15 protein-coding genes and 1 tRNA gene are annotated in these 23233 nt (G+C 45.3%); 10 read left to right on the top strand and 6 right to left on the bottom strand.

What is annotated here, in order from left to right; translation table 11 throughout:
* Window positions 1-830: 830 nt before the first annotated feature.
* The 4 genes from AC060N_RS09785 to AC060N_RS09770 are packed head-to-tail and all read right to left on the bottom strand — an operon-like array spanning window position 831 to window position 7034.
* On the bottom strand, window positions 831-3725 hold the full coding sequence (locus AC060N_RS09785; RefSeq protein WP_479526931.1) for a hypothetical protein: 2895 nt from the start codon (window positions 3723-3725) through the stop codon (window positions 831-833).
* Between the two features lie 41 nt (window positions 3726-3766).
* Window positions 3767-5545, bottom strand: coding sequence for an aminopeptidase P family protein (locus tag AC060N_RS09780; RefSeq protein ID WP_479526930.1), 1779 nt, complete (start codon window positions 5543-5545; stop codon window positions 3767-3769).
* Complete coding sequence (locus AC060N_RS09775) at window positions 5542-6081, bottom strand: NUDIX hydrolase (protein WP_479526929.1); 540 nt, start codon at window positions 6079-6081, stop codon at window positions 5542-5544. Before AC060N_RS09775 ends, AC060N_RS09780 begins: the two co-directional genes overlap by 4 nt.
* 50 nt (window positions 6082-6131) lie before the next feature.
* A complete protein-coding gene (locus tag AC060N_RS09770) occupies window positions 6132-7034 on the bottom strand; it encodes an alpha/beta hydrolase (protein ID WP_479526928.1) in 903 nt (300 codons plus the stop codon).
* A gap of 180 nt (window positions 7035-7214) precedes the next feature.
* On the opposite strand from AC060N_RS09770, the gene AC060N_RS09765 reads away from it, so the two are divergent.
* On the top strand, window positions 7215-7841 hold the full coding sequence (locus AC060N_RS09765; protein WP_106542755.1) for a LysE family translocator: 627 nt from the start codon (window positions 7215-7217) through the stop codon (window positions 7839-7841).
* Here the strand turns inward: AC060N_RS09765 and AC060N_RS09760 are convergent, their stop codons facing one another.
* Window positions 7842-8255, bottom strand: coding sequence for an acyl-CoA thioesterase (locus tag AC060N_RS09760; RefSeq protein ID WP_479526927.1), 414 nt, complete (start codon window positions 8253-8255; stop codon window positions 7842-7844).
* A 6-nt stretch (window positions 8256-8261) separates the two neighbouring features.
* Complete coding sequence (locus AC060N_RS09755) at window positions 8262-9065, bottom strand: SDR family oxidoreductase (RefSeq protein WP_479526926.1); 804 nt, start codon at window positions 9063-9065, stop codon at window positions 8262-8264.
* Window positions 9066-9311: 246 nt separating this feature from the next.
* Here AC060N_RS09755 and AC060N_RS09750 point away from each other — a divergent pair, with 246 nt between their 5' ends.
* From AC060N_RS09750 to AC060N_RS09710, 9 genes are all read left to right on the top strand, one after another.
* Window positions 9312-9773, top strand: coding sequence for a hypothetical protein (locus AC060N_RS09750; RefSeq protein ID WP_479526925.1), 462 nt, complete (start codon window positions 9312-9314; stop codon window positions 9771-9773).
* 138 nt (window positions 9774-9911) lie between these two features.
* Window positions 9912-9984 (top strand) — tRNA-Lys (locus tag AC060N_RS09745).
* 485 nt (window positions 9985-10469) lie between these two features.
* Complete coding sequence (locus AC060N_RS09740) at window positions 10470-11057, top strand: RNA polymerase sigma factor (RefSeq protein WP_479526924.1); 588 nt, start codon at window positions 10470-10472, stop codon at window positions 11055-11057.
* Between the two features lie 134 nt (window positions 11058-11191).
* Entirely contained in the window at window positions 11192-12202 is a 1011-nt protein-coding gene (locus AC060N_RS09735) for a FecR family protein (protein WP_479526923.1), read from the top strand.
* Between the two features lie 158 nt (window positions 12203-12360).
* Window positions 12361-15657 (top strand): TonB-dependent receptor, encoded by a 3297-nt coding sequence (locus AC060N_RS09730; protein ID WP_479526922.1) that lies wholly within the window; start codon window positions 12361-12363, stop codon window positions 15655-15657.
* A gap of 19 nt (window positions 15658-15676) precedes the next feature.
* Entirely contained in the window at window positions 15677-17146 is a 1470-nt protein-coding gene (locus tag AC060N_RS09725) for a RagB/SusD family nutrient uptake outer membrane protein (RefSeq protein ID WP_479526921.1), read from the top strand.
* Window positions 17147-17266: 120 nt separating this feature from the next.
* The gene (locus AC060N_RS09720; RefSeq protein WP_479526920.1) at window positions 17267-18745 is read left to right on the top strand and encodes a SusE domain-containing protein; all 1479 of its coding nucleotides are present in this window, start codon (window positions 17267-17269) and stop codon (window positions 18743-18745) included.
* A gap of 104 nt (window positions 18746-18849) precedes the next feature.
* Window positions 18850-20619 (top strand): endo-dextranase, encoded by a 1770-nt coding sequence (locus tag AC060N_RS09715; RefSeq protein WP_479526919.1) that lies wholly within the window; start codon window positions 18850-18852, stop codon window positions 20617-20619.
* A gap of 103 nt (window positions 20620-20722) precedes the next feature.
* Entirely contained in the window at window positions 20723-23221 is a 2499-nt protein-coding gene (locus AC060N_RS09710) for a glycoside hydrolase family 31 protein (protein WP_479526918.1), read from the top strand.
* Window positions 23222-23233 lie beyond the last annotated feature (12 nt).

Here is a 23233-nt window from a genome sequence, read left to right as displayed (position 1 = left end):
TGTTGTTTTTCTATGCTTTAATCATACACAAAGAATATCCGGAATATTGAAATGAAATACTTAAAGTATTGGTAGCAACTGCCTGTATTAATTACTGGTTTATAGAGTATTATGGATTTAAATATACAGTATCAATAGTGTTTGAAGCCCATTTGCATACAAATGTATCTAATTACTTAAAGTTTAGCTTTTGAAATTAATCTTAAAGAATTGATTTAGTGAACTTAATATAGTGTAAGTCTCAATGAGCAGTTACTAACAAAGTCTATTTACAAACAGACACTATCAAGGTTAAAAAAAGTGAATTTAGATTCGTTTTATGTAAATTTTGGCTGATTACATTAGTAAAATAGATGATTATATTACAAATGTTCCAGAAACACATTGTTTACATATGTATTCATACGTCTGGTTGACATTTGTCTTCTATGCTTATGTTGGAGAACAGCAAGTCTGAATACGGGAATTGTTTCTTGTAAACCGTAAATGGTGTGTTTTCAGGAAAGGAAATCCGGTTTCAAGGTGTCAACCGAATCGATAAGTGGGAATTTAAGCAAACTGGCAACTCAAACGGCTTGAAGCTCTTATTTGGAAACCGTTTTCTCTCTATCTGTTTAGATATTAATTAACGTATAATCAGCTCGATACAATGTGATTTAAGTGTTATAAACCTGTTGAGAATTGCATGTTTATATGCTTTCCCGGTAATGATGCAGATTTTGAGGAGCAGGAATCAATAAATCAACCTTCGGATGACAGCGGCTTTAAAAAAGATGAGCTGTTCATCAAGAGGAAATAAACAGCTCTCGGTTTAGATTCTTTTTCAAAAATTACAGTGCTGAAAAATTAATGGAGAAAAGTACATCGAAACGGTAGTCATTTAAATCGGGCATGTAACTATACCTGACTCCCAGGTTGGCCGGCGCCTTGAAACGAAGGAAATGACAATTGGTTGTTACTTCAGCCCCGTATGATTTAAAACTAAAATTATAGTTGATTATTTGGTTGTTTTGAGAAGCAAGTGCCTCTGTCCATCCATAATCATAAAAACCGCGCAGGTTGATTCGCTTCAGGTAAATCCACCGTCCCAGGTTCCAGTCCGGGTACAGCAACGGCAGCGTATAGTCCGTTCGAAGTGTAAACAACTGCCGGTTGGAAAAACTCTTGTAACCGCGCGGGTACAAAATCAGGTCTGACAACATATTGCCGGTTGCCGATAGCTCCTTCCGCTGGTAACCACCATACACCCGGATGCCATGGTGGCGGAAAAATCCGGGAAGGTATTCATATCCCTCAGCCGACCAGGCCGTTCCATAATCCAAATTGCCAAAAGGCGTGTGCCGAAAACTGAAATCCACGATCTGTCCCCAGTGAGGCTGCAAATCCCGCATACTCTGCCGGAGTAAGTTATGAAAATACAGCCGGTAAGTAATCGGTACAATGCTGCCCGAGAAAAACTGGGAAGGCGTAGTCGAATTGTGCTGAATACCCGTGAACTCCATTTTTGCTTCGGGCTGAAGGAGCCGGTACCATTTCCCTCTCGACAAATCCAGCGGAATCCGGGCATCCAGATCGATGTTCCACTGATTCCAGGAAAAATCGACCAGCGAAGTATCCGACCGGACCACCTGGCCGGCCTGATTGGTATAATTGGTTACCTGGTAATACTGCGATTTTTGTTTTCCGAAACTAGTCTCCAGTTTAAAAATCGGGAACCAACCTTCATACTCGAGGTTTGCATACCACTTACCCTCTTTGTCATTCACCGAGTAATCGTAACCAAACTGCGCAATCATGCTGCTCAGCTTATTCTGCGACATGATCGACACTCCGGGATGAATCGTGTAATCCGTCGTGTTCACATAAACCGGTGCCCAACTGTGAATATTGAAAAGATGTCCCAGCTTACTGTATTTTGTTGATGGATATAAAGCCGAATCCGGCTCATCCAGTTGCACAGCCCCCGGTCCCTGCCGGGCAATCGTCTGTGCCGGTTCCATATGCACCTCTTCCTGCTGTGGCGAACTCTTCCAAAGCAATGATTTCTCGTTTGCCTGAATCGCCCGGAAACCATTAGCAGAATAATCGGCATACAATAGTTTCTTTCCGTTCGGAGAAAACTGAATATCCCGGATACCAAAACGCGAAGACGTTACCTGGAAGTTTTCACCGGTCTTTAGATCCAATGCGAAAATATTGTCGATCCCCGTTTGAGCCGAAGCATAGAATAGGTAATTCCCCTGTTGCACCGGCCTGCGGATTTCCACATACGAAAAAGGCATCAATGTTTTGAGTTTGCCGGTCGCTACATTCAGCTCGGCGAGTGTCTTCCCTTTGTCGCCTAACACTACCGTGAAAATATGTTTCCCGTCCTGGCTCCACGAAGGTGTCAGAAACAATTGCCCGTCAGGAGCCGGAAACGATTTGATGATATCACCATTTTCCGGCGAAAGCAACAGAATAGAACTCTGGTTCGCACACCCCACTTCCACGGCACACAAATGTTTACCATCCCTGGAAACGGAAGGAGCCAGCACTTTTTCGTGGTAACGGCGTTGCCAAACCATTCCCCGATTGATATCATATACGCGGAGCAACGAAAATTCACGATGTTGCCAGCGGACATCCGATTTCTGTTCGACCCAGTAAATCCGGTTGTTTCCGTATGTCACCGATTCGCGAAACCACGGGCCTGGCGCTACTAACTTCCGTTCTTTTCCACTTGGTTCAAGCAAAACAAACCGGTCGATATCATCGATAGAAGTTTTCAGAGCAACGACCGTCGAATCATTCACATAATACGGATAACGATAACTCGTAAAATACTTTGGCTTAGCCGAAAGAACCTGAACCGGGGTCAACTCGTTCAAGCTATCCTGATGTTGCCACTTGGCTTTCAGTCTGTCGAATATTTCGTGATACAAGCCAATCTTGTTCTCTCCGGTAGCCAGTTTCAGTCCCTTATCGAAAGCCGTCAGCGACAAAGGCTGCCTGGCAACACGGTCCAGCACGCCGGCCCACACATCGGCACCGTAGCGGCTGCGGGCTCCAGCCACTAGTTGGTAACCCAATTCATAATGATCAGGAATAAAATTCTTATACGAACCGAGATAAGCTTTGTCGTATGAATAGATCTTTTTTTGCAAAACCTGCGCCCTTAGCGGCATTTCGAAAGAAGGAAGGCGTCCCCGACCAGCGTGTGAAAGCGCTGTTTCCGTGGAAACGGCATCACCTTCCAGAAACCAGAAAGGTAAATAAGCACCAACGACTGCAGCTGCAGCCTGCTGACCGAGAATTACCTTAAAAATACCGGGCAGCTCCTCACCGATTTTATCAATCTGCACCACATGCCGGAACTCGTGAATCGCCAACTGTTCCAGCCATTTCTGTGGATAAATATCCTGCGATGGCGTAGGGAACATTTCGACCCGGGCAGGTGCCCAGGCGGCAAAACCATTGGCATGAACGGTTTTCGTATGTAAAATGACAGAGATTTTTCTTGGTTGATGTTCCAGCGTTTCACTGGCATAGCCATAAACCTTTTCCAGGATATAAGCCACCTGCTGAGCCTTCTGCTCAAAATCATCCGGGTAAATTACCTGGAAATTCGGTGTATTGATTTGCCGCCAGTGAATCGAAGCAGGATCCTGCCCGTTAACGTAGTATTGACCATACGAAGTCAAACTGCTTACCAGCAGGATGATGACCACGAAAAATCTCCTCATATTCAGAATGATTTACACAATCAATAATAAAAATTAAGATGTCAGATTCGTGCACATTTGGCTGTCAGCCATTCTCTTACCGGAGTAGAAACCAGTGGTCCGACTTCCTGCAAAACAGCGTGGTGATAATCATTCAGCCACTCACGCTCTTCCGTTGTCAACAATTCTGGAATCACAGCACTCGTATCAATCGGACAACGAGTCAATGTTTCAAATTTCAGAAATTGGCCAAACTCCGACTCATTTCCGGGGACACAAAGAATCATATTCTCCGTCCGGATACCATACTGACCAGTTTTGTATATGCCAGGCTCGTTCGACAAAATCTGTCCCGGCCGGATAATTTCCGGATTCAGGTCCTGCCGGATGCTCATTGGTCCCTCGTGCACATTCAGAAAATGTCCGACGCCATGTCCCGTTCCATGACCATAGTCCATATCGTTATCCCACAATGGCTTTCGCGCTAAAATATCGAGTGCAACACCACGAGTCCCTTCCGGAAAGCGAGCCATGCTTAAACCAATCATTCCCCTTAGCACCAGTGTAAAATCCAGTTTCTGTTGTTCTGAAAGCGGACCAACGGCAACTGTCCGGGTAATATCCGTCGTGCCATCGAGGTATTGGCCGCCAGAATCGATGAGCAAGAAGCCTTCGGGCTGTACTTCCTTATCGGTTTCTTCGGTCACACTATAATGAACAACCGCACCGTGGTCGGCATACCCTACAATGGAATGGAAACTTTCGCCGGCAAACAAATCCTGTTCAGCCCTGAATTCCCTTAGTTTGCCGTCGACTGTCAGCTCGGTTATTTTCTCTTTTCCCAGGTGATTTTCCAGCCAATACAGAAAATTCACCATGGCAGCGCCGTCGCGAACATGCGCCTTTTTCATTCCTTCTATTTCGATCGGTCCTTTAACAGACTTCAGCAAATTAGCTAAAGATGAAGCTTCTACGATTCGGCACGATTTCGGAACCGACTCGAACAACAAAGCGCTGGTTCGGGATGGATCGATCAACAACGTTTTATCCGCTACATTCTTCACGAAAGAGAGAAATTCGTCATAACCACCGATGCGAATGCCTTCCGACTCCAACTTTTCACTTAATGCACTGTCAATCTTTCCTTCCGGAACAAAAAGATGCGCCTCTTCCCTGTCGATATATCCGTATCCGACAAAAACCGGATTGTAGTCGATATCGCTACCACGAAGATTGAAAACCCAAGCTAACTCATCCAGAGCCGTTATCACCATTCCGTCCGCCTCTTTTTCCAGCAGACTATTTCGCAGCATTGCCAGTTTTTCCTTGCGGGAAGTACCGGCAAACTCGGGCATCAACTCATAAGCCGGCGAGTTGGGAAGAGATGGTCGGTTCTCCCATAGTTCGCTGACCAGATCAATGGTAATATCCAAAGTAATGCCCTTCGCACCCAATGAAGCTTCCAGGCTACGTTTTTCTCTTACCGAAATTGTCAGTCCGTTAATGGCAACTTTACTTCCCTCCGGAAGCGCTTTTTTCAGCCAACCGATGTAAGGCGCGTCGCCCGGCTGGCGGAGATCCTTCACCAACTGAATACCGGTTCCAGCCAATTGCTCTTCTGCCTGTAAAAAGTAACGCGAATCGGTAGACAGAATAGCTTCTTCCTGAGTAACGACAACCTTTCCGTAGGAGCCGGTAAATCCGGATATCCACTCTCTTGTATACCAATGTTTTGGAAGATATTCACTCATGTGCGGATCGGTGCCGGAGATAATCCACGCATCGATTCCACGCTGTTTCATCAAATCTCTTGCAGCAGCAAGACGTTCTGGTACAGTCATTTTATTTTATTTTCAAGATAGAACTCAATAATATTTCGCATGCTGTCGGAACACAATTCCTGGAACGGAACAGTTTTCACATCGTAAAATTCGATGGCTGAAATATCGTCTTTGGGATGGGCAGAAGCGAGGTCATCGACCCGGCAAACAAAAGCCATGTCGAGCGTAAAAACGCTGTAGCCCGAAAAGACATATTCGTTGGGAAAGGACGTGAGATACTGCAAACCGGTAACTGCAATTCCCAACTCTTCGTTGATTTCTCTTCGAACCGCCTCTTCTGCGGTTTCCATCACATCAACAAATCCTCCCGGCAAGTCCAGCATTCCGTGGTTTGGTTCAATCGCTCTTCGCGAAAGCATCAACTCGCCTTTCGAATTAAAAATAAGGCAAGCCACCGCAGCCGAACTATTGACAAAATAAACGAATCCGCAATCTTCGCAGGAAAAAGAGATACCCTCTTCCCTACTTTTAAACTGGCTTGAACCACAACGGGGACAATGATTTATAACTTTTTGAGGATGTGTATCAGACAACATAGAATAATAAACTTAGCAATAAGATGGGAGTTTGAACAGGTTCTCCATATTTAAGGAATCAATTTACGGACGCGCATCCAATCGATGACCAAATTTCGCCATTGGTCGTGTGGTTTTCCACTAATGTGCATTCCAAAGCCGTGCCCGCCTTCTGCGAAAATATGCATCTCAGCCGGCACCTTGTTTTTCCTCAGAGCCATATAAAACTCAACGCTGTTTTTAGGAGGAACAACATCGTCGTCATCCGCCAGGAAAATAAAAGTAGGCGGCGTTTGCGGCGTTACCTGCAGTTCGTTCGAATATTTTTTAACCAATTCCTTTGACGGATTCTTCCCGAGTAAATTTTCCCGTGATCCCATGTGTGTCCAGGCTTTATTCATGGTAATTACCGGGTAACCCAGAATGGCAAAATCGGGACGACAACTTTTCCTCGCTATTGGATTCGAAGCATCCAGCTTTCCATCGTCGAAATGTGTCTCAGCAGTCGATGCCAGGTGTCCTCCGGCCGAGAAGCCGGCAATTCCTACTTTATTCGGGTCGATGCCCCATTTTTTTGCATTAGCTCTCACGGTGCGGATGGCATGCTGTGCATCCTGCAACGGAATCGTTGGATGACCATACGGCAAACGGTACTTCAATACGATGCCGGCAATTCCATGTTTCTGCAAATATTTCGCAAAATCATATCCCTCGTGATCCATGGCCTCAATCCAATAACCTCCTCCGGGGCATATAACCACAGCCGTTCCGCTGTTTTTTTCCTTTTCCGGAAGATAAACCGTCAGCGTTGGTTCCGAAACATAACGGACCCGCACGCTATCAAATACCTCTTCAGGTTTGGGCGAAACATTGGGACCGGGAACACCATCAGGCCAAAGCTTTAAAGTTTCCTGCGAGAAAGAAGGCTGTAAACTAAACATAAACAATAGGGTAAGTAGCAAGAGATTCTTCATAACACTGGATTTGCCATTAGTTTTTCTGCTTATTGTATGAAGCAGATTATGAGTATCCGAACGGAAGCCATAAACTTATTTTAAATTCTTTTAAAAACAGAATATTTGTCCACAAACATAGACTCATTTTTAACCAACGAAATCGGGAGGTGTAACAATTTTTAACTTAATTTTGCGGCCATGGAACTGGAATTAATCTGGAAAGGATTCATTATTGGAATTGCTGTCTCCGTTCCCCTAGGACCAATCGGAATGCTTTGCATACAACGTACAGTGAACAAAAACTGGCGTTCCGGTATGTCGTCGGGGCTGGGAGCAGCAACGTCTGATACGATCTATGCAATTATAGCCGGTTTCAGTATGACGATGATTATCGATTTCATCACGGCACACTCCATCTATTTCGAAATTTCAGGTGCGATTATCCTTATTCTCCTCGGACTGCACATCTTCAAATCCAACCCGTCGCAGGAGTTGCAAAAGTTCAAGAAGAAAGGTTCAACTTACTTACAGGATTACCTTTTTACGTTGCTACTGACCGTTTCCAACCCGATGGCCGTCTTTGTTTTTATTGCCGTATTTGCCGGCTCGGGACTGGCATTAAAACTGTCAGCGCCGATTAAATCCTTGATGATTATTACCGGCGTATTTGGCGGGGCATCGAGTTGGTGGTTTGTGTTAACCGGCCTGGTAAATCTGTTCCGGCACAAAATTAATCTTCACATGCTGTGGTGGGCCAACAAAATCGTCGGCATCATGATCATCGTTTTTGCCGTAGCTTCGTTTATCTATCTGCGGTTCGACTGATTATTCTCCCAGCCTTTCGCGAAGAATTTCTTCAAATTGATCCGGAATTTTACACGGCCGGCCTGTATTAAAATCCATGAAAGCCAGTACCACTTTCCCTTCGTTGATCAATTCCCCAGCCTCGTTGAAAATTTCAGAGACCAACGGAAACTTCACTTTGGGCATTTCCTTAATAACGGTACGAATCGTCAGCAACTCGTCGTAATAAGCCGGTTTGTGGTAATTAATATGAAGCGACCGCGCGGGAAGAAAAATCTTATCCTCCTCCTCGAGTAACCGGTACGATTTGTAGATTTCGCGAATCATATCGGTTCGCCCGATTTCGTAGAAGCGAGGATAATTGCCATAATAAACCACGCCCATTTTGTCGGTGTCGCCGTAACAAACCCGGTATTGGGTATCGAATGAATACATATTGCTTTACTTGATAGGTGAATCAGGCTCTTTGGCCATGTGATTAAAGGTTAACTTGTCGAGCAGCGAAGGGAAAAACTTGCCCAGGAAAACGGTAAATTTTCCTTCCACGAAAGTGAGAATCAACTGCCGCTTCCGTTTTTTCACCGCGTTGGCAATGTGCAGGGCACACTCTTCCGAAGTCATCATTTTCTCCTCTTTACGCGGAGTTTCGCCCTGTGCAGTTCCATTTGCGGTAAGCGCCGATTTTCTTACTTCGGAAGCAGTAAAGCCCGGAGCGGCTACCAATACATGCAACCCTTTCTTCAGGTTCTCGATGCGAACAGTATCCAAAAATCCGCGAACGGCAAACTTCGAAGCCGAATAAGCAGTCCTTCCCGGTAGGCCCACATGGCCAGCGATGGAAATCACTCCAACCAGCGAACCTTTGCTTTCCAGCAAATAGGGCAAAGCATATTTGGTGCAATAAACTGTCCCGTAGAAGTTCACATCCATCACCTTATGCATCACTTCCAGGTCCATGTCCTGAAAATTGGCCCGCATGGAAATGCCCGCATTGTTAATCAGTATGTCGATGTGGCCAAAGTGTGAAACAGCTTGTTCTATCAGTTTTTTACACTCCTCCTCGACCGAAACATCGGTTTTAACCGAAAGAATTTCAGTACCCGGAAGCTCTTGTTCCAGTTCCTGTAAACGATCAGTCCTGCGTGCTCCCAAAACTAGTTTTGCTCCTCGTGAAGCAAATTCCACAGCCAGTGCTCGTCCAATCCCCGAGGAAGCTCCGGTAATAATTACCACCTTATTTTTCATTGTACAAAAATCCGAAAATTAGGAAACCGGAACTGTCTTCTACCGGTTTGTTTTATGGTAAACAAAAGTATGCTTTTTTCGCAAACCGGTCGTTTTTGCAAGTTTAAATGTGGGATAAAAAGAAGGGACATACTTTTAATCGACCTGAATCCGTTGTATTTTTAGATTATTATTTTAGCCCCAACCAGCAATTGTGTAACCATAAAAAGCAAGCACGTGAAACAAATCATTTTAATGTTCCCGCTTATGGCCATATTCCTATTTGCAAAAGCACAGGATCCGCATGCTGAAATTCAGAAGCAGGCCGAGAAATTCCACAAAAAAATGGAATCAGCGATGAAAGACATGCGGGATGAAATGAAGCAAACCTCCGGTCAGGAAGCCGAGCCAGGCAATCTGGTACAGGAACACCAGAAACTTCACAACAACACATCACAGAAAGAGATTGAATTCCGGGTGAACCGAAAAGTCGATCAACTGGAACTGTCGATTAACGGACACAGCACCATTGGCAATATGGAAATCGAGCTGTTGACGCCCAATGGAAATAAAATGGCCAGCATACACATGAAAAACGGAAATTATGCCAGCTGGTCGCGTGTAGTCAATGTGAAAGAAAACCACTCAGAATTTACCGGCAACTGGAAATTTACCATCAAAACTGAAAATGTTACCGGTGAGTTTACATTGCGCGCCAATGGGAATTGAATGGGTTTCAGAAGAATAACATCAGAACACAAAATCATTGGTCAATCTGCGTCAATTTTTTGTGTTTCATCTTTTGCATAAAAGAAAAATGACCGTATATTTGCACCGCCTTTGAAAAACAAGGGTACTACAAAGGATGACTGAGTAGCTCAGCTGGTAGAGCAACGCCCTTTTAAGGCGTGGGTCCTGGGTTCGAGCCCCAGCTCAGTCACTTTTCAGAAAAGCTTCTCCGAAACGGGAAGCTTTTTTTGTTCACCCCATTTTCCCGCTGTCGCGAAATAGCGGGTTTTGATGCAAACTACACCGCCACTCATGCAAAGAACAAACCGAATGATGCAAACTACTCCGAGCTTCGCGCAAAGTACCTGGCGACTGACGCAATGGCAGCGCCGACTGTCGCAAAGTCAGTTGGCGGTAAAGAAATGAACTCGGCGAGTCGCGCAAACTACTCCGTCTTCAGAGAAATGAACTCAACGAGGCACGAAAACTACTCCGTCGGCAAAGAAATGACCCCGGCATGCAAAGATACAAGCTTTGCAACAGGATAACTCCTCTTCCCGGAAGGAAAAATGCCGTATGCAACCTTAACGCTTACTCATTTTTCGGAAGGGAGAATAAAACAGGCCTGTAACCGGATTGAAAAATTTCAGTTAGTTTTGTACCACCACTAAACTTGGGGATGCGACATTGAAACCTATGCAACGAAATCTGGATGCAGAAATCTGGGAGCGCTTTAAACGTGGTGATGAAGAAGCCTTTTCCTACATTTTCGACACGTACCACCTGGCGTTGTGTGAGTACGGACAGCGTTTCACGTCCGATGAGTTTTTGGTTCGCGATAGCATCCAGGATGTTTTTTTTGAATTGGCCCGAAAAAAGGATCGGCTCTCTCCCACTGACAACATCCTTTTTTACTTGCTGAAATCTCTGCGGATAAAGATTTTTGCCAACATCCGGAAGTCTCACAGAATAACCGAAACAGAACTGGATGATGAACGTATCGACGCGTTCCGGTTGAGTTATTCAACGGAAGTTAATCCGGAAGAAAAAGAGCTTCGCCTTGATTTGGTAGCTGATGCGCTCAATCAACTTCCTCCTCGTCTGAAAGAAACCATTTACCTGAAATTTTATAAAAACCTGTCGAATAAAGAGGTGGCGGAAGTAATGCAGGTGAATTATCAATCGGTTGGCAACAGTGTTCAGAAAGCGATAGCTAAGCTGAAAAAAATATTAGATACTTCTTCGGAATCCATTTTATTATTTCTGCAGACAGCAATCCGCTGATGTCCTTTCTATTGCAAAACTAGTTGTTCCTGTCTCCAATCACATTTTCTGCAAAACATGTTCTACAGCATGAAATAGTCAGGGGTATATTCTGAGCGTAACTGCTTTTTCTTACAAAGAGCAATACGAACACCATGAAGAAGGAAACCTCTGATCATTTGTTTGACAAGCAATTTAAGGAAAGCCTGACGAAGGATTCTTTAAAGAAATTTCCGGAAGAGAAAACAAAGGACAAAGAATCGGCATTGGCCATGCTGATTGGCTATGTGCTGAAATGGAAAAGAAGAGAAATTGACCACTCACATATTGGAGAAAAAGATTTCCAAAAAATCAAGCACGAGTCCCTTGAGATCTTCCGCCGTTCAAGTTCATCTGGCTTTACCATCAGGCGACTTCCCCGTATTGCAGCAGCAGCTTCAATACTAATTATCCTGGGAGTAGCGAGCTATTTGCTTGGCGAAAAGCACTTCTTCTCATCTGGTGATAGGCAAGCCCAGGTCATTGAATTCAAAACACCGCGTGGACAGCAATCGGAGGTAACGCTTCCCGACGGAACGTTTGTGGCGCTGAATTACGATTCCAAACTGAAATACCACATTTCGCCCGACAAAAAACTACAGGAAATCGAATTGGTTGGAGAAGCCTATTTTAAAGTGACGCATAATAAATCACGCGTATTCCGGGTCATCACGCCCGATATGAGTGTCAACGTGCTGGGGACACAGTTTGATGTACGAGCATATCCGGAAGACAACCGAACAGAAACCACGCTATTGAAAGGAGTTGTGGAAATTAAAGATATTCCGCAAAAAGAAACACCGGTGATGCTCAAGCCCGGCGAACAGTGGCGATACGATAAGAGCACAGGAAAGGACAATGTGATACAAGCCAACACCAATTTGGTGACCACCTGGCGAACCGGCGAATATCATTTTAACCGGCAACCGTTAAACGAGATAGCGAAAACGTTGGAGCGGATGTACAAAGTAAACATACACTTTCGGGATGCAGAACTGGGCAAAGAAGTCTTCTCGGGAGCCGCCTACAAGGACGATAAAATTGAAAAGTTCTTTGATTTGGTCAATCTAACGATTCCCATCAAAGTACAACGCGACAGCACTGATATATGGATTGAACGGAAATAAAACAATAAAACCGGGAAATGTTGGAGCACTTCCCGGCTGTTAAATTAAACGAATAGTTGGAGCTATTCATTTGTAGAACTTAGCATTACAAATCTATGAAAAAAAAGTTTCGATTGCTTGCCTTTCCGCGGAATGGCATGATTAAACTATGGTTAATTATGCGACTAACGTTCGTCATTCTTCTAATGAGTCTGATGCAGGTTTCGGCCAGTGTCTATTCGCAGGAAACCCGACTTTCGGTTAACCTCGAAAACACAACGCTGGAAAATGCTTTGAATCAGATTGAACAGCAAACACAGTTTGTCTTTTTTTACAATGCCGACCAGATTCAGTTGAATGATCGGGTTAGCATCAATGCGAATGAGAGTAACATTGAAGACGTTTTGAACCGGTTGTTTGAAGGAAAGAATATTAACTACAAAATCATCGACCGGCGCATCGTCCTCTTTCCGAAAGGCAGCAACGGCGAGCCCTCAGGCACAAAGCAACAACAGGCACATCCACTAAAAGGAAAAGTGACCAACCCCAAAGGAGAGCCGATTCCCGGCGTTACCATTGTTATTAAAGGCACAACCAACGGAACCATCACCGATTTTAACGGAAATTACAGTATGGCTGATGTTCCGGCCGGAAGCACATTGGTATTCTCTTTCGTAGGAATGAAAACCAAAGAAATTGTTCCTACCGGTGAGCCTACATTGAATGTTATCATGCAGGAACAAACCATCGGTCTGGACGAAGTAGTTGCCGTAGGTTATGGTTATCAGAAGAAGAAGGATCTGACAGGTTCTATCGTTACCGTGAAAACACAGGACATAGAATCACTTCCCGTGCCAAGCGTCAGCGATGCCTTGCAGGGACGTGCAGCCGGTGTTCAGGTTATCTCGCAAGGTGCGCCCGGAAGCGATGCGACCATTCGCATTCGTGGTATGGGAACCATTAACAACAACAACCCATTGCTGGTCATCGACGGAGTTCCCACAACAAGCGGACTCAACCAGTTAAATATGAATGACATTTCGACTGTTCAGATTTTGAAAGACGCTTCTGCTACCGCGATTTATGGTTCACGAGGTGCGAACGGAGTCGTCATTATTACCACCAAGAAGGGCGAGTCCGGCAAAGGCCAGATAAATGTTGATTATAGCTACAGCATTCAGGAAGCGACCAACATGATTAAAGTGCTGGATGCGTCACAATTTGCTGCACTCCACAACGACATGATGGCCAATGCAGGTTTGGAACAAAATCCTGCGTATGCCAATCCATCTTCCCTGGGAAAAGGAACCGATTGGCTGGGAGCTGTTTTTAGTCCTGCCGGGATGAATAATCTTTCTGTCTCCTATTCAGGCGGAAGCGATAAGTCAAATTATTACGTATCCGGAAATATTCTGAACCAGGACGGAATTGTTCTGAATACCAACTACAAGCGTTACACGGTCCAGTTTAACAGTGAATCGCAGGTATTCAAGAATGTCAAATTCGGTAACCGGCTCACGTTGAATCACGACATCAAATCCAAAGGTGACTACAACATCGGTAACACCATTAAAGCATTGCCAACGCAACCAATTTATAACGCAGATGGAACCTATGCAGGTCCGGAAGGGCGTCCGTCATGGGATGGTGATATTCGTAACCCGGTTGGTACAGCTAAGTTGATTGATAATTCCACAAAAGGATACAACGTTCGGGGTGCAGTTTATGCCGAAATCACCTTGCTGGATGGCTTGGTGCTGAAATCGAATGCCGGTTTGGAAGCCAATTTCTGGTACGACCGGACCTGGTCTCCCCAATATGACTGGAAACCCAATCCACAGGATCAGTCTTATTTGTATCAATCTTCCAACAAGAACATTACCTGGGTTTGGGATAACACACTTACTTACAACAAAACGTTCAAAGATGTGCATCATCTGACGGCTATGGTGGGAACAAGTGCCCAGGAAAACCGCTTTGATTTCATGAAAGGTTCCATTCAGAACTTTGCCAGCGATCTGACGCAGCAACTGGCCAACGGAACCGACCAGGTGACCCTTGACGGGAATGCTTCTGAATGGTCGCTTCTCTCCTACATGGCGCGGGTGAATTACAACTACGCAGACAAATACCTCGTTACTGCCACCGTTCGTCGCGATGGATCATCCCGGTTTGGTTCCGGAAACAAATGGGGTATCTTCCCGTCAGGTTCGGTTGCATGGCGTATTTCGCAGGAGAATTTCTTTCAAAACATCCATTTTGTTGATGATTTGAAGATTCGGGCAGGTATCGGCTTTACCGGAAACCAGGAAATCGGAAACTATTCTTTTGCCTCGAAACTGGAGACGGTAAAATATAACTTCAACGATAACATTGTCAGTGCCGTTGTGCCGAGGATGATGCCCAATCCCAATGTGAAATGGGAGTCTCAGGAGCAAATCAACCTGGGGTTTGATGCAACAATTCTGAATCAGCGAATCAACATCACTGGTGACGTTTATCAGAAGAATACCAATGACATGCTGGTTCCCATGTCGGTTCCGATTTCAACCGGTTATTCCGATGTAGACGTTCCGTCTATCAATGCCGGTAAAATGGAGAACAAGGGAGCTGAGCTAACAATTTCCTCCCGGAACATCGACAAAGGTGATTTCAAATGGAACACAGATTTCAATATCTCCTACAATGAAAATAAAGTGACCAACCTGAATGATTCCATTCCGATGACCACTGGTAGTTTCAACTTCAATTTTGCGGCAGCGCGTATCGCGGAAGGACAACCAGTCAACGAATTTTACGGCTTCGTAACGGATGGAATCTTCCAAAATCAGCAGGAAGTTGATAATCATGCCGTGCAGGTTCCTGGTTTGGATCCTTACAACCGCACCTCAGCCGGTGACATTCGTTTCAAGGATTTGAACAGTGACGGCGTTATCAATGATGCCGACCGTACCTATCTGGGAAATCCAAGCCCAAAATTCATCTTCTCACTGAATAATACCTTCTCATACAAAGGATTTGACCTTTCTATCTTCTTCCAGGGAGTGCAAGGGAATAAAATTCTGAATGTCAATCGTGTTTGGAGCGAAGGAATGGCCGTTGCGGTTAACCAAACAACAGAAACACTGAAACGTTGGCAGAAAGAAGGAGATCAAACAGATGTTCCCCGCGCCGTTTTCAACGACCCTAACAAGAACACACGCCCTTCCGACCGCTGGATCGAGGACGGTTCGTACCTGAGGTTGAAGAATGTGGTATTTGGATATACGCTTCCGGAAAATCTGACTACGAAATGGGGAATCAATAAGTTGAGAATTTATTTCGCTGGTTCAAATCTCTACACACTTACCAACTACACCGGTTTTGACCCGGAAGTACAGGATAACGGCCTGGGATCCGGAACGGTTAACGGTATTGACAATGGCTTGTATCCGGTGACCAAAACATTCAGTTTCGGCGTCAACATGAATTTCTAACGTGAAAAAAGATTCAACCATGAAAAAATATATCATTCTCATATTAGTAACGTTCATGAGTGTTGCCTGTAGCAAGGACTTCCTGGAAAAGGCACCGCTCGACTCTATCAATACGGCGAATTTCTTCCAAACAAAAGAAGACGCCATCACTGCCATCAACGGTGCTTATCAACCACTGCAATGGCCGAAGTTGTACAACATGCGCATGTGGACGACCGATATTATGGCCGGTAACAGCATTGTTGGCGCCGGTGGCGGAACCGATGGCATTGAAACACAGGACGAAGCTAATTTCGTTACCACGACGGATAATCCCGGCGTACTCGACTTATGGCGTGGACCGGCTCCCGGTATTCTGCGTTGCAATATTATCCTGCAGAAAGTTCCTGATATGAACATCGACAAGGATCTGAAAAACCGGATCATCGGCGAAGCCAAATTTTTGCGTGGACTCTATTACTTCATCCTGGTTCGGTTCTTTGGTGATGTTCCGTTGATTACGATACCCCAGGAACCCGGAGACGACCTGCGTCCGAAGCGAACCGACAAAGCCAAAGTCTACGAGCAGATTATTGCCGACCTAACTGATGCAGAACAGTTACTTCCACCCCGCTCAGAGTATTCAGGAAACGATATCGGACGTGCGTCAAAAGGTGCTGCAGCTGGCTTGCTGGCAAAAGTTTACCTGACGCTTGGACAATGGGACAAGGTGGTTACTTTGGCAAACGAAGTGGAATCACTGGGTTATGCACTCAATCCCAATTACGCCGACAATTTCGATGTAAATAACAAAAACTCAGTCGAGTCGTTGTTTGAAATTCAGTACACTGCTAATGCCGGTGAAGATTTCTGGTCAAACGAAAACCAATCCTCGTGGTTGAGCACCTTCACCGGTCCGCGCAACTCCAATATGGTAGCCGGCGGTTGGGGATGGAACCAGCCGACCCAGGAATTTGTCGATTCATACGAACCTGGCGATCTGCGTAAAGATGTGACTATTTTGTATGATGGCTGTCCTCAGTTCGACGGAATGGATTACGATCCGGGATACTCTACGACCGGATACAATCTTCGTAAATTCCTGGTGCCCAAATCGATTGCTTCTTCATATGACAATAGTCCCATGGATTTCCCGGTCCTTCGGTATGCCGATGTTTTGCTGATGAAAGCCGAAGCACTGAACAATTTGGGAAAAACCACCGAGGCGGAAGCTCCGCTGAATGAAGTACGAGCCCGTGCCGGATTACCGGCTGTTACCGGTTTGTCGCAAGCCGATTTCAAAGCAAAAGTACTTCACGAACGCCGTATGGAGCTGGCATTCGAAGGTCAGCGCTGGTTTGATTTGATTCGTGTAGACAACGGAGATTACGGGTTGAACTTCCTGCATTCCATCGGTAAAGTGAATGCGACCAGCAAATTCCTCTTGCTGCCTATTCCGCAAAAGGAAATTGATGCCAACCCGAACCTGACGCAAAATCCGGGTTACTAGAGTGGAGTAGTGTAGAATAAACTGAATCGTAATTCAAGGAAAAGGACAGAGTTATATTCGAACTATCCTTTTGTTGACAACAGGGAATGCTCTGCTCCTTTTCAATTAAATCAATGAAACATGAAAAAATTCAATATCCATATATTTCAGCGGAAACGAGCCGGGTTAAATATCGGCTATTTGACGCTGGTCGTTTTGTTAGGTATATCCTCGGTGTTCATGATGAACTCATGTACCAAGGACGAGCCGGTTAATATTACTATGGGAGAACCAGTAGCCATATCAACATCAGCCGACAATGTTGTGCTTTCGCAGAAGAATGACGCCAACGTGGCTGTAAGCATTAACTGGACAACCGGCAGTAATCAGGGAACAGGGAGTTCCATTTCCTACACGCTCGATATCGATCAGGATGGCAACGGTTTTGCCAATGCCAAATCGTACAGCATGGGTAAAGCGGTATATAAAAGAGACTTTACCGTGGCAGAACTGAATGATCTGCTGTTGAATTACTGGGGAATTCAACCGGGTACAGCCGTTAGTTTGGAAGCCCGCATCACTGCTAAAATTGCCAATGAAAATGTACCGGATGATGTGACTGAACCCATTAAATTCACGGTAACACCCTACGAACCGGTATCCAGTACCCTTTACCTGATTGGCGATGCTTCGCCTAACGGCTGGGACGCCAACAATGCAATAGAAATGACACCGGATGAAAACGATCCGACCACGTTCACCTACCAGGGAACATTGAAGGCCGGAAATCTGAAGTTCATTACTACATTAGGTTCGTTCCTTCCTTCGTACCAAAAAGGGAAAGATGATAACACCCTCGTGTACCGGACAGATGACACACAGCCGGACGCTCAGTTTACCATTGCAGAAGATGGTATATACATTGTGAAACTGAATCTGGTTGATTTGACGATCAGCATTACCAAACAACCCGGTCCTCCATATGATAAGCTCTACCTGGTTGGTGATGCCACGCCAAATGGCTGGGATATTGCAAATGCCACCCCAATGGTGCAAAATCCTGATAATCTCTTCCAGTTCACCTACGATGGAGTTCTGACTCCCGGAGAGTTTAAAATTCCTGTGAATACAAACACCGACTGGAATCAGGATATGTACATGCGTGATCCATCCGATTCAACGAAGATCTATCTACACAACGGAGGAGATCCCGATGACAACAAATGGACGATTTACAATGAAAACCAGTACCACGTAATGGTTGATTTGAAGAAAATGACCATTACTATCGAGCCGTTGAAACTCTACATTGTGGGATCGGCAACTTCCATTGGATGGGATATCACCAACGCGATTGAGTTAACGCAGGACCCGAACAACTGGTATATTTTCACATTCCATGGAGATTTGGGAGAGGGCGAATTCAAATTTCCGGTCAACCGGAATAGTGATTGGGGGCAGGATATGTACATGATGGATCCGAATGACCCGACCAAAATGTACCGTCACATTGGTGGCGATCCGGATGATAGTAAGTGGACTATTTCGGCAGCCGATGCGGGAACATATACCCTTACGCTCAATGTTCAGGATTTAACCATTGATATTCAGAAACAATAAATTTGATAACTGGCGGAGTGTTCATCTCTCCGCCAGTTTTTAATCTGATTAAAACCGAACGGCGTTTCAACTAGGAAATTTGTTGTTCAGAAAGTTAACCAGAAATGACAAGCCTTAATAAACTATATTACCTACTTATCGTATTTATACTCGCAGGTTGCACTAAATCGGAAGCGCCGGCTCCTTCACCTGATGGACCGGATAATCCGACGACCAACACTGCGGTAAAACTCTCAACGGACAAAGCCTTGTATCATCCCGGCGATGTGATACAGTTTACGTCCGATAAGACATTAACTTCCTCGGCTAAAATCAGATATCGTCATTTAAATGAAGTTATTAAAGAAGAAGATTTTCCCGGGAAAACATGGCAATGGACAGCTCCGGACAACGATTTTACCGGCTACATGGTGGATGTGTACGAAACGGTAAATGGAAAGGAAGAGGTATACGGAAGCATTGGTGTCGATGTCTCTTCTGACTGGACACATTTTCCCCGATACGGTTTTCTTTCTGAATTTTCGGGTGATGTGACAGCCGATGATATTAATTCACAACTGGCAAAACTCACACGATATCATATCAACGGTATTCAATATTACGACTGGCAGAACAAGCATCACATGCCTTTAAAGATGGATGGTTCACAACCTGCTGCTGAGTGGCAGGATATTGCCAAACGCGATGTCTCGTTCGACGTTGTGAAAGGTTACATTAACAAAGCACACGAATATGGAATTGCCTCCATGTTCTATGATTTGCTCTACGGGACCTGGGATGATTACGCCACGGATGGCGTTTCATCGGCCTGGATGCTGTATGCCGATCAAAATCATCAGACCGTTAGAAAGTTTGATTTGGATGATAACTGGGCCATCAGCGATATTTTTCTGGCCAACCCCGCCAATGTCGACTGGCAAAACTACATCGACAACCAAGTCGGATTGGTTTATCAATATCTGAATTTTGACGGTTGGCATGTTGACCAATTAGGTGATCAGGGGACGGTATACGATTATAATGGTCAGCAAGCTGATTTACCTTATGGCTTCAGCTCGTTTCTGAACACCCTGCACCAGCGTTTCCCGGACAAAAAGATGGTCATGAATGCGGTCAATCAATACGGTCAGGCCAATATCCTGTCGACTCCGGTCAACTTTGCCTACACGGAAGTGTGGTCACCCAATGACACGTACGAGGATCTGGCCAGAATTATTCAGGATAATACAACGATGGGCGGTACAAGAACTAAAACTGTTTTAGCCGCGTACATGGATTACGACAAAGCCAATTCTACCGGCTACTTCAATACGCCCGGGATTTTAATGACCGATGCCGTTATTTTCGCTTTCGGCGGAAGCCATTTGGAATTGGGAGAACACATGCTGGGCAAGGAATATTTCCCTAACGACAACCTGCTGATGCGAACCGACCTGAAAGAAGCGTTGACTCGCTATTACGATTTTCAGGTTGCCTATGAGAACCTGCTACAAGGCAACGGCGATTTCAACACACCATCGGTAACTTCGCTCGACGGACAAATCAACATCAACAGCTGGCCGCCGCAAACCGGAAGTGTTACCGTAACCGGAAAAGATTTGGGCTCAACGCAAATCATCAACCTGTTGAATTACATGGATGCGACCAGTTTGAACTGGCGGGATGCATCGGGAACACAACCTTTTCAACGTGTAATAAAAAACCTGTCGCTTCAAATTGAAACAACCAAAACAGTAACAAAGGTCTGGTACGCTTCACCGGATTACCGTTACGGTTCATCCGAAGAATTGGCATTTACGCAAGACGGTTCTACCCTCACCTGCACCATTCCCGAAATGCAGTACTGGGGAATGTTGGTAATAGAATATAATTAGCAGAGAAACCCCAAATTCCATATAGAATAAGTAAGAAAGTAGAAGGATCATCGGTTCTTCAGGAGGTGTTTTGCCTTCGCGGAATCGAATAACAACTAGAAGAATGAAGAAACTAATTATACAGGCAGTTGCTTTTCTTTTCCTGTTAACAGGAATTGCAAAAGCTTCAGATATTGTTCATCCGGGAAATTGCCAGAGTTATTCTGTCGATGGGAATACCGCTGTGTTCAGTTGCGAGAATAATATCAAAGTACAGATAAAGGAAGTTGGTCCGGGAGTCATCCGCATTTGGTACGATACTGACGATTTTCATCGGAATAATCAATCCTTTGCAGTGGTAGCCGACGAATCCAACGGAAATCAAAAGCTGAACATTTCGGAGCAACCACAGCATTACGAAATTTATACCGGCGATTTGATCATCCGGGTACGAAAAGCCCCTTTTCACATCAGTATTTTCAACAAGTATCAGAAACTCCTGATGGATGACTATCAGAATCGTGGCTTTGAGATGGATTCTACGCAAATGGCCAGTTACATCAGTCTTCGTCCGGGGGAACGCATTTACGGTCTGGGCGAAAAGAATGGTCCCATCGACCGCGTCGGCCATCAATTCAAAATGTGGAACAGCGACAATCCCTGCTACCAGGTTGATAAAGACCCGCTTTATAAAAGTATTCCCTTCTTTATGAGCAGTGAAGGGTATGGCATTTACTTCGACAATACCTTCAAGACGACCTACCATTTCGGCACTGAATCAGCCGACAACTATTCGTTTGCCATGCCGGGTGGAGAAATGATCTATTACTTCATTTACGGTCCTTCCTACAAGCAAATCATTGCCCGGTACATGAATCTTACCGGCCATCCTATCATGCCGCCTGATTGGGCATTAGGATTCTCGCAATCGCGCGGTATGCTGACTAACGAAAAGCTCACGCGGGAGATTGCCAACGGATTTCGCAAGCGCCAAATTCCCTGTGACATCATTTTCCAGGACATCGGCTGGACCCAATATTTGCAGGATTTTAACTGGCGAAAGGAAAACTACATGGATCCGGTGAAGATGTTAGATGATTTGGAAAATCAGGGATTCAAAGTCATTGTCTCGCAAGACCCTGTTGTGTCACAGGCTAATAAGAAGCAGTGGAACGAAGCCGATTCGCTGGGCTACTTTGTAAAAGACATTCGTACCGGTAAAAGTTATGACATGCCCTGGCCCTGGGGAGGAAACTGTGGTGTGGTCGATTTCACCAATCCGGCAGTAGCCGACTGGTGGGGCAATTACCAACAAAAGGTCATCGATCAGGGCGTTCGTGGCTTTTGGACTGATATGGGCGAGCCCGCCTGGAGTAACGAAGAGGCAACAGACCGCCTTAACATGAAGCATTATCTGGGAATGCATGCCGAAATACACAACGTTTTCGGGCTTACATGGGACAAAGTCGTGACTGAAGAATTCGAAAAGCACAATCCCAATACCCGCATTTTCCAAATGACCCGTTCGGCTTTCGCCGGAATGCAGCGGTACACCTTTGGTTGGTCAGGCGATGCCGGCAATGGTGAAGATGTGACCAAAGGCTGGCAAAAACTGGCTGGACAGATTCCCCTGGCGCTTTCAGCAGGAATGGGTGGCATTCCCTTCTGGAGTTGTGATATTTCGGGCTATTGCGGCGATATAACCGATTATCAGGCTGAAGGTGAGCTCTACACCCGCTGGATGCAATTCGGGGTGTTTAATCCCATCAGTCGGGCCCATCACGAAGGAAACAACGCAGTGGAACCCTGGCGCTTCGGCCCTAAAGTAGAGGCTATTTGCAAAAAAGCAATCGAACGGAAGTATCAGCTCTTTCCTTACATTTATTCGTATGCACGAAAAGCGCACGACACAGGCCTTCCGTTAATGCGTGCCCTGATGCTGGAATATCCGGATGATCCGGAAACTGCCAACCTGAACACAGAGTTCCTGTTTGGAAAGGAATTGTTGGTGGCTCCGGTTACGGAAGAAGGCGCTGCATCGAAAAAAGTATATCTGCCCGAAGGTAAATGGATTGATTTTGACCATCCCGAAACCATTTATGACGGAAAGCAGTGGATCGATTATCCCGTTTCGTTGGAAACCACGCCCCTCTTCGTCCGCAAAGGCTCCATCGTTCCGATGATGCCGGTAATGCAATACATACAACAAGATCCGCATTACCCATTGTTCCTGCATGTTTATCCGGCGTCCGTGAATAAAAGAGCCTCTTTTTCGGTCTATGAAGATGATGGTCAGAGCAACGATTACAAACGCAACATCTTCGCCGAAAGACAACTGGTTTGCAGCACCAGCCGCGAGGCTTACACGATTAACTATTCACTTAAGGTAGAAAATGGTTATCAGGTTACTCCCAGAGAGTTAGTATATCGGCTTTATTTAAATGAAGCACCTCATTCCATTCTCACACAGGACGGTAAAATGAAGAAGGTGAGAGAAGCCTGGAATTCTTCTGAGAAACATCCCTCAAAGCGTTCTCAGTGGTCATGGGACAAAGAAACACGGGTTTGTACGATTTATATCCCGGCTAATCAGGAAGTGGAACACATAACCATCGAAAAATAGCGACTAACCACA

It is taken from the genome of Prolixibacter sp. DSM 2831 (genome assembly GCF_056493735.1).
Note: the sequence above shows the minus strand (reverse complement) of the source record. Positions and strands in the feature narration are given on the sequence as shown.

What these genes read in the sequence shown, in the direction of transcription:
- AC060N_RS09770 (WP_479526928.1), bottom strand. Translation starts at nt 7,034, where the DNA reads ATGAAGAATCTCTTGCTACTTACCCTATTGTTTATGTTTAGTTTACAG.
- AC060N_RS09725 (WP_479526921.1), top strand. Translation starts at nt 15,677, where the DNA reads ATGAAAAAATATATCATTCTCATATTAGTAACGTTCATGAGTGTTGCC.
- AC060N_RS09720 (WP_479526920.1), top strand. Translation starts at nt 17,267, where the DNA reads ATGAAAAAATTCAATATCCATATATTTCAGCGGAAACGAGCCGGGTTA.
- AC060N_RS09765 (WP_106542755.1), top strand. Translation starts at nt 7,215, where the DNA reads ATGGAACTGGAATTAATCTGGAAAGGATTCATTATTGGAATTGCTGTC.
- AC060N_RS09710 (WP_479526918.1), top strand. Translation starts at nt 20,723, where the DNA reads ATGAAGAAACTAATTATACAGGCAGTTGCTTTTCTTTTCCTGTTAACA.
- AC060N_RS09760 (WP_479526927.1), bottom strand. Translation starts at nt 8,255, where the DNA reads ATGTATTCATTCGATACCCAATACCGGGTTTGTTACGGCGACACCGAC.
- AC060N_RS09750 (WP_479526925.1), top strand. Translation starts at nt 9,312, where the DNA reads ATGGCCATATTCCTATTTGCAAAAGCACAGGATCCGCATGCTGAAATT.
- AC060N_RS09780 (WP_479526930.1), bottom strand. Translation starts at nt 5,545, where the DNA reads ATGACTGTACCAGAACGTCTTGCTGCTGCAAGAGATTTGATGAAACAG.
- AC060N_RS09740 (WP_479526924.1), top strand. Translation starts at nt 10,470, where the DNA reads ATGCAACGAAATCTGGATGCAGAAATCTGGGAGCGCTTTAAACGTGGT.
- AC060N_RS09730 (WP_479526922.1), top strand. Translation starts at nt 12,361, where the DNA reads ATGCGACTAACGTTCGTCATTCTTCTAATGAGTCTGATGCAGGTTTCG.
- AC060N_RS09785 (WP_479526931.1), bottom strand. Translation starts at nt 3,725, where the DNA reads ATGAGGAGATTTTTCGTGGTCATCATCCTGCTGGTAAGCAGTTTGACT.
- AC060N_RS09775 (WP_479526929.1), bottom strand. Translation starts at nt 6,081, where the DNA reads ATGTTGTCTGATACACATCCTCAAAAAGTTATAAATCATTGTCCCCGT.
- AC060N_RS09755 (WP_479526926.1), bottom strand. Translation starts at nt 9,065, where the DNA reads ATGAAAAATAAGGTGGTAATTATTACCGGAGCTTCCTCGGGGATTGGA.
- AC060N_RS09715 (WP_479526919.1), top strand. Translation starts at nt 18,850, where the DNA reads ATGACAAGCCTTAATAAACTATATTACCTACTTATCGTATTTATACTC.
- AC060N_RS09735 (WP_479526923.1), top strand. Translation starts at nt 11,192, where the DNA reads ATGAAGAAGGAAACCTCTGATCATTTGTTTGACAAGCAATTTAAGGAA.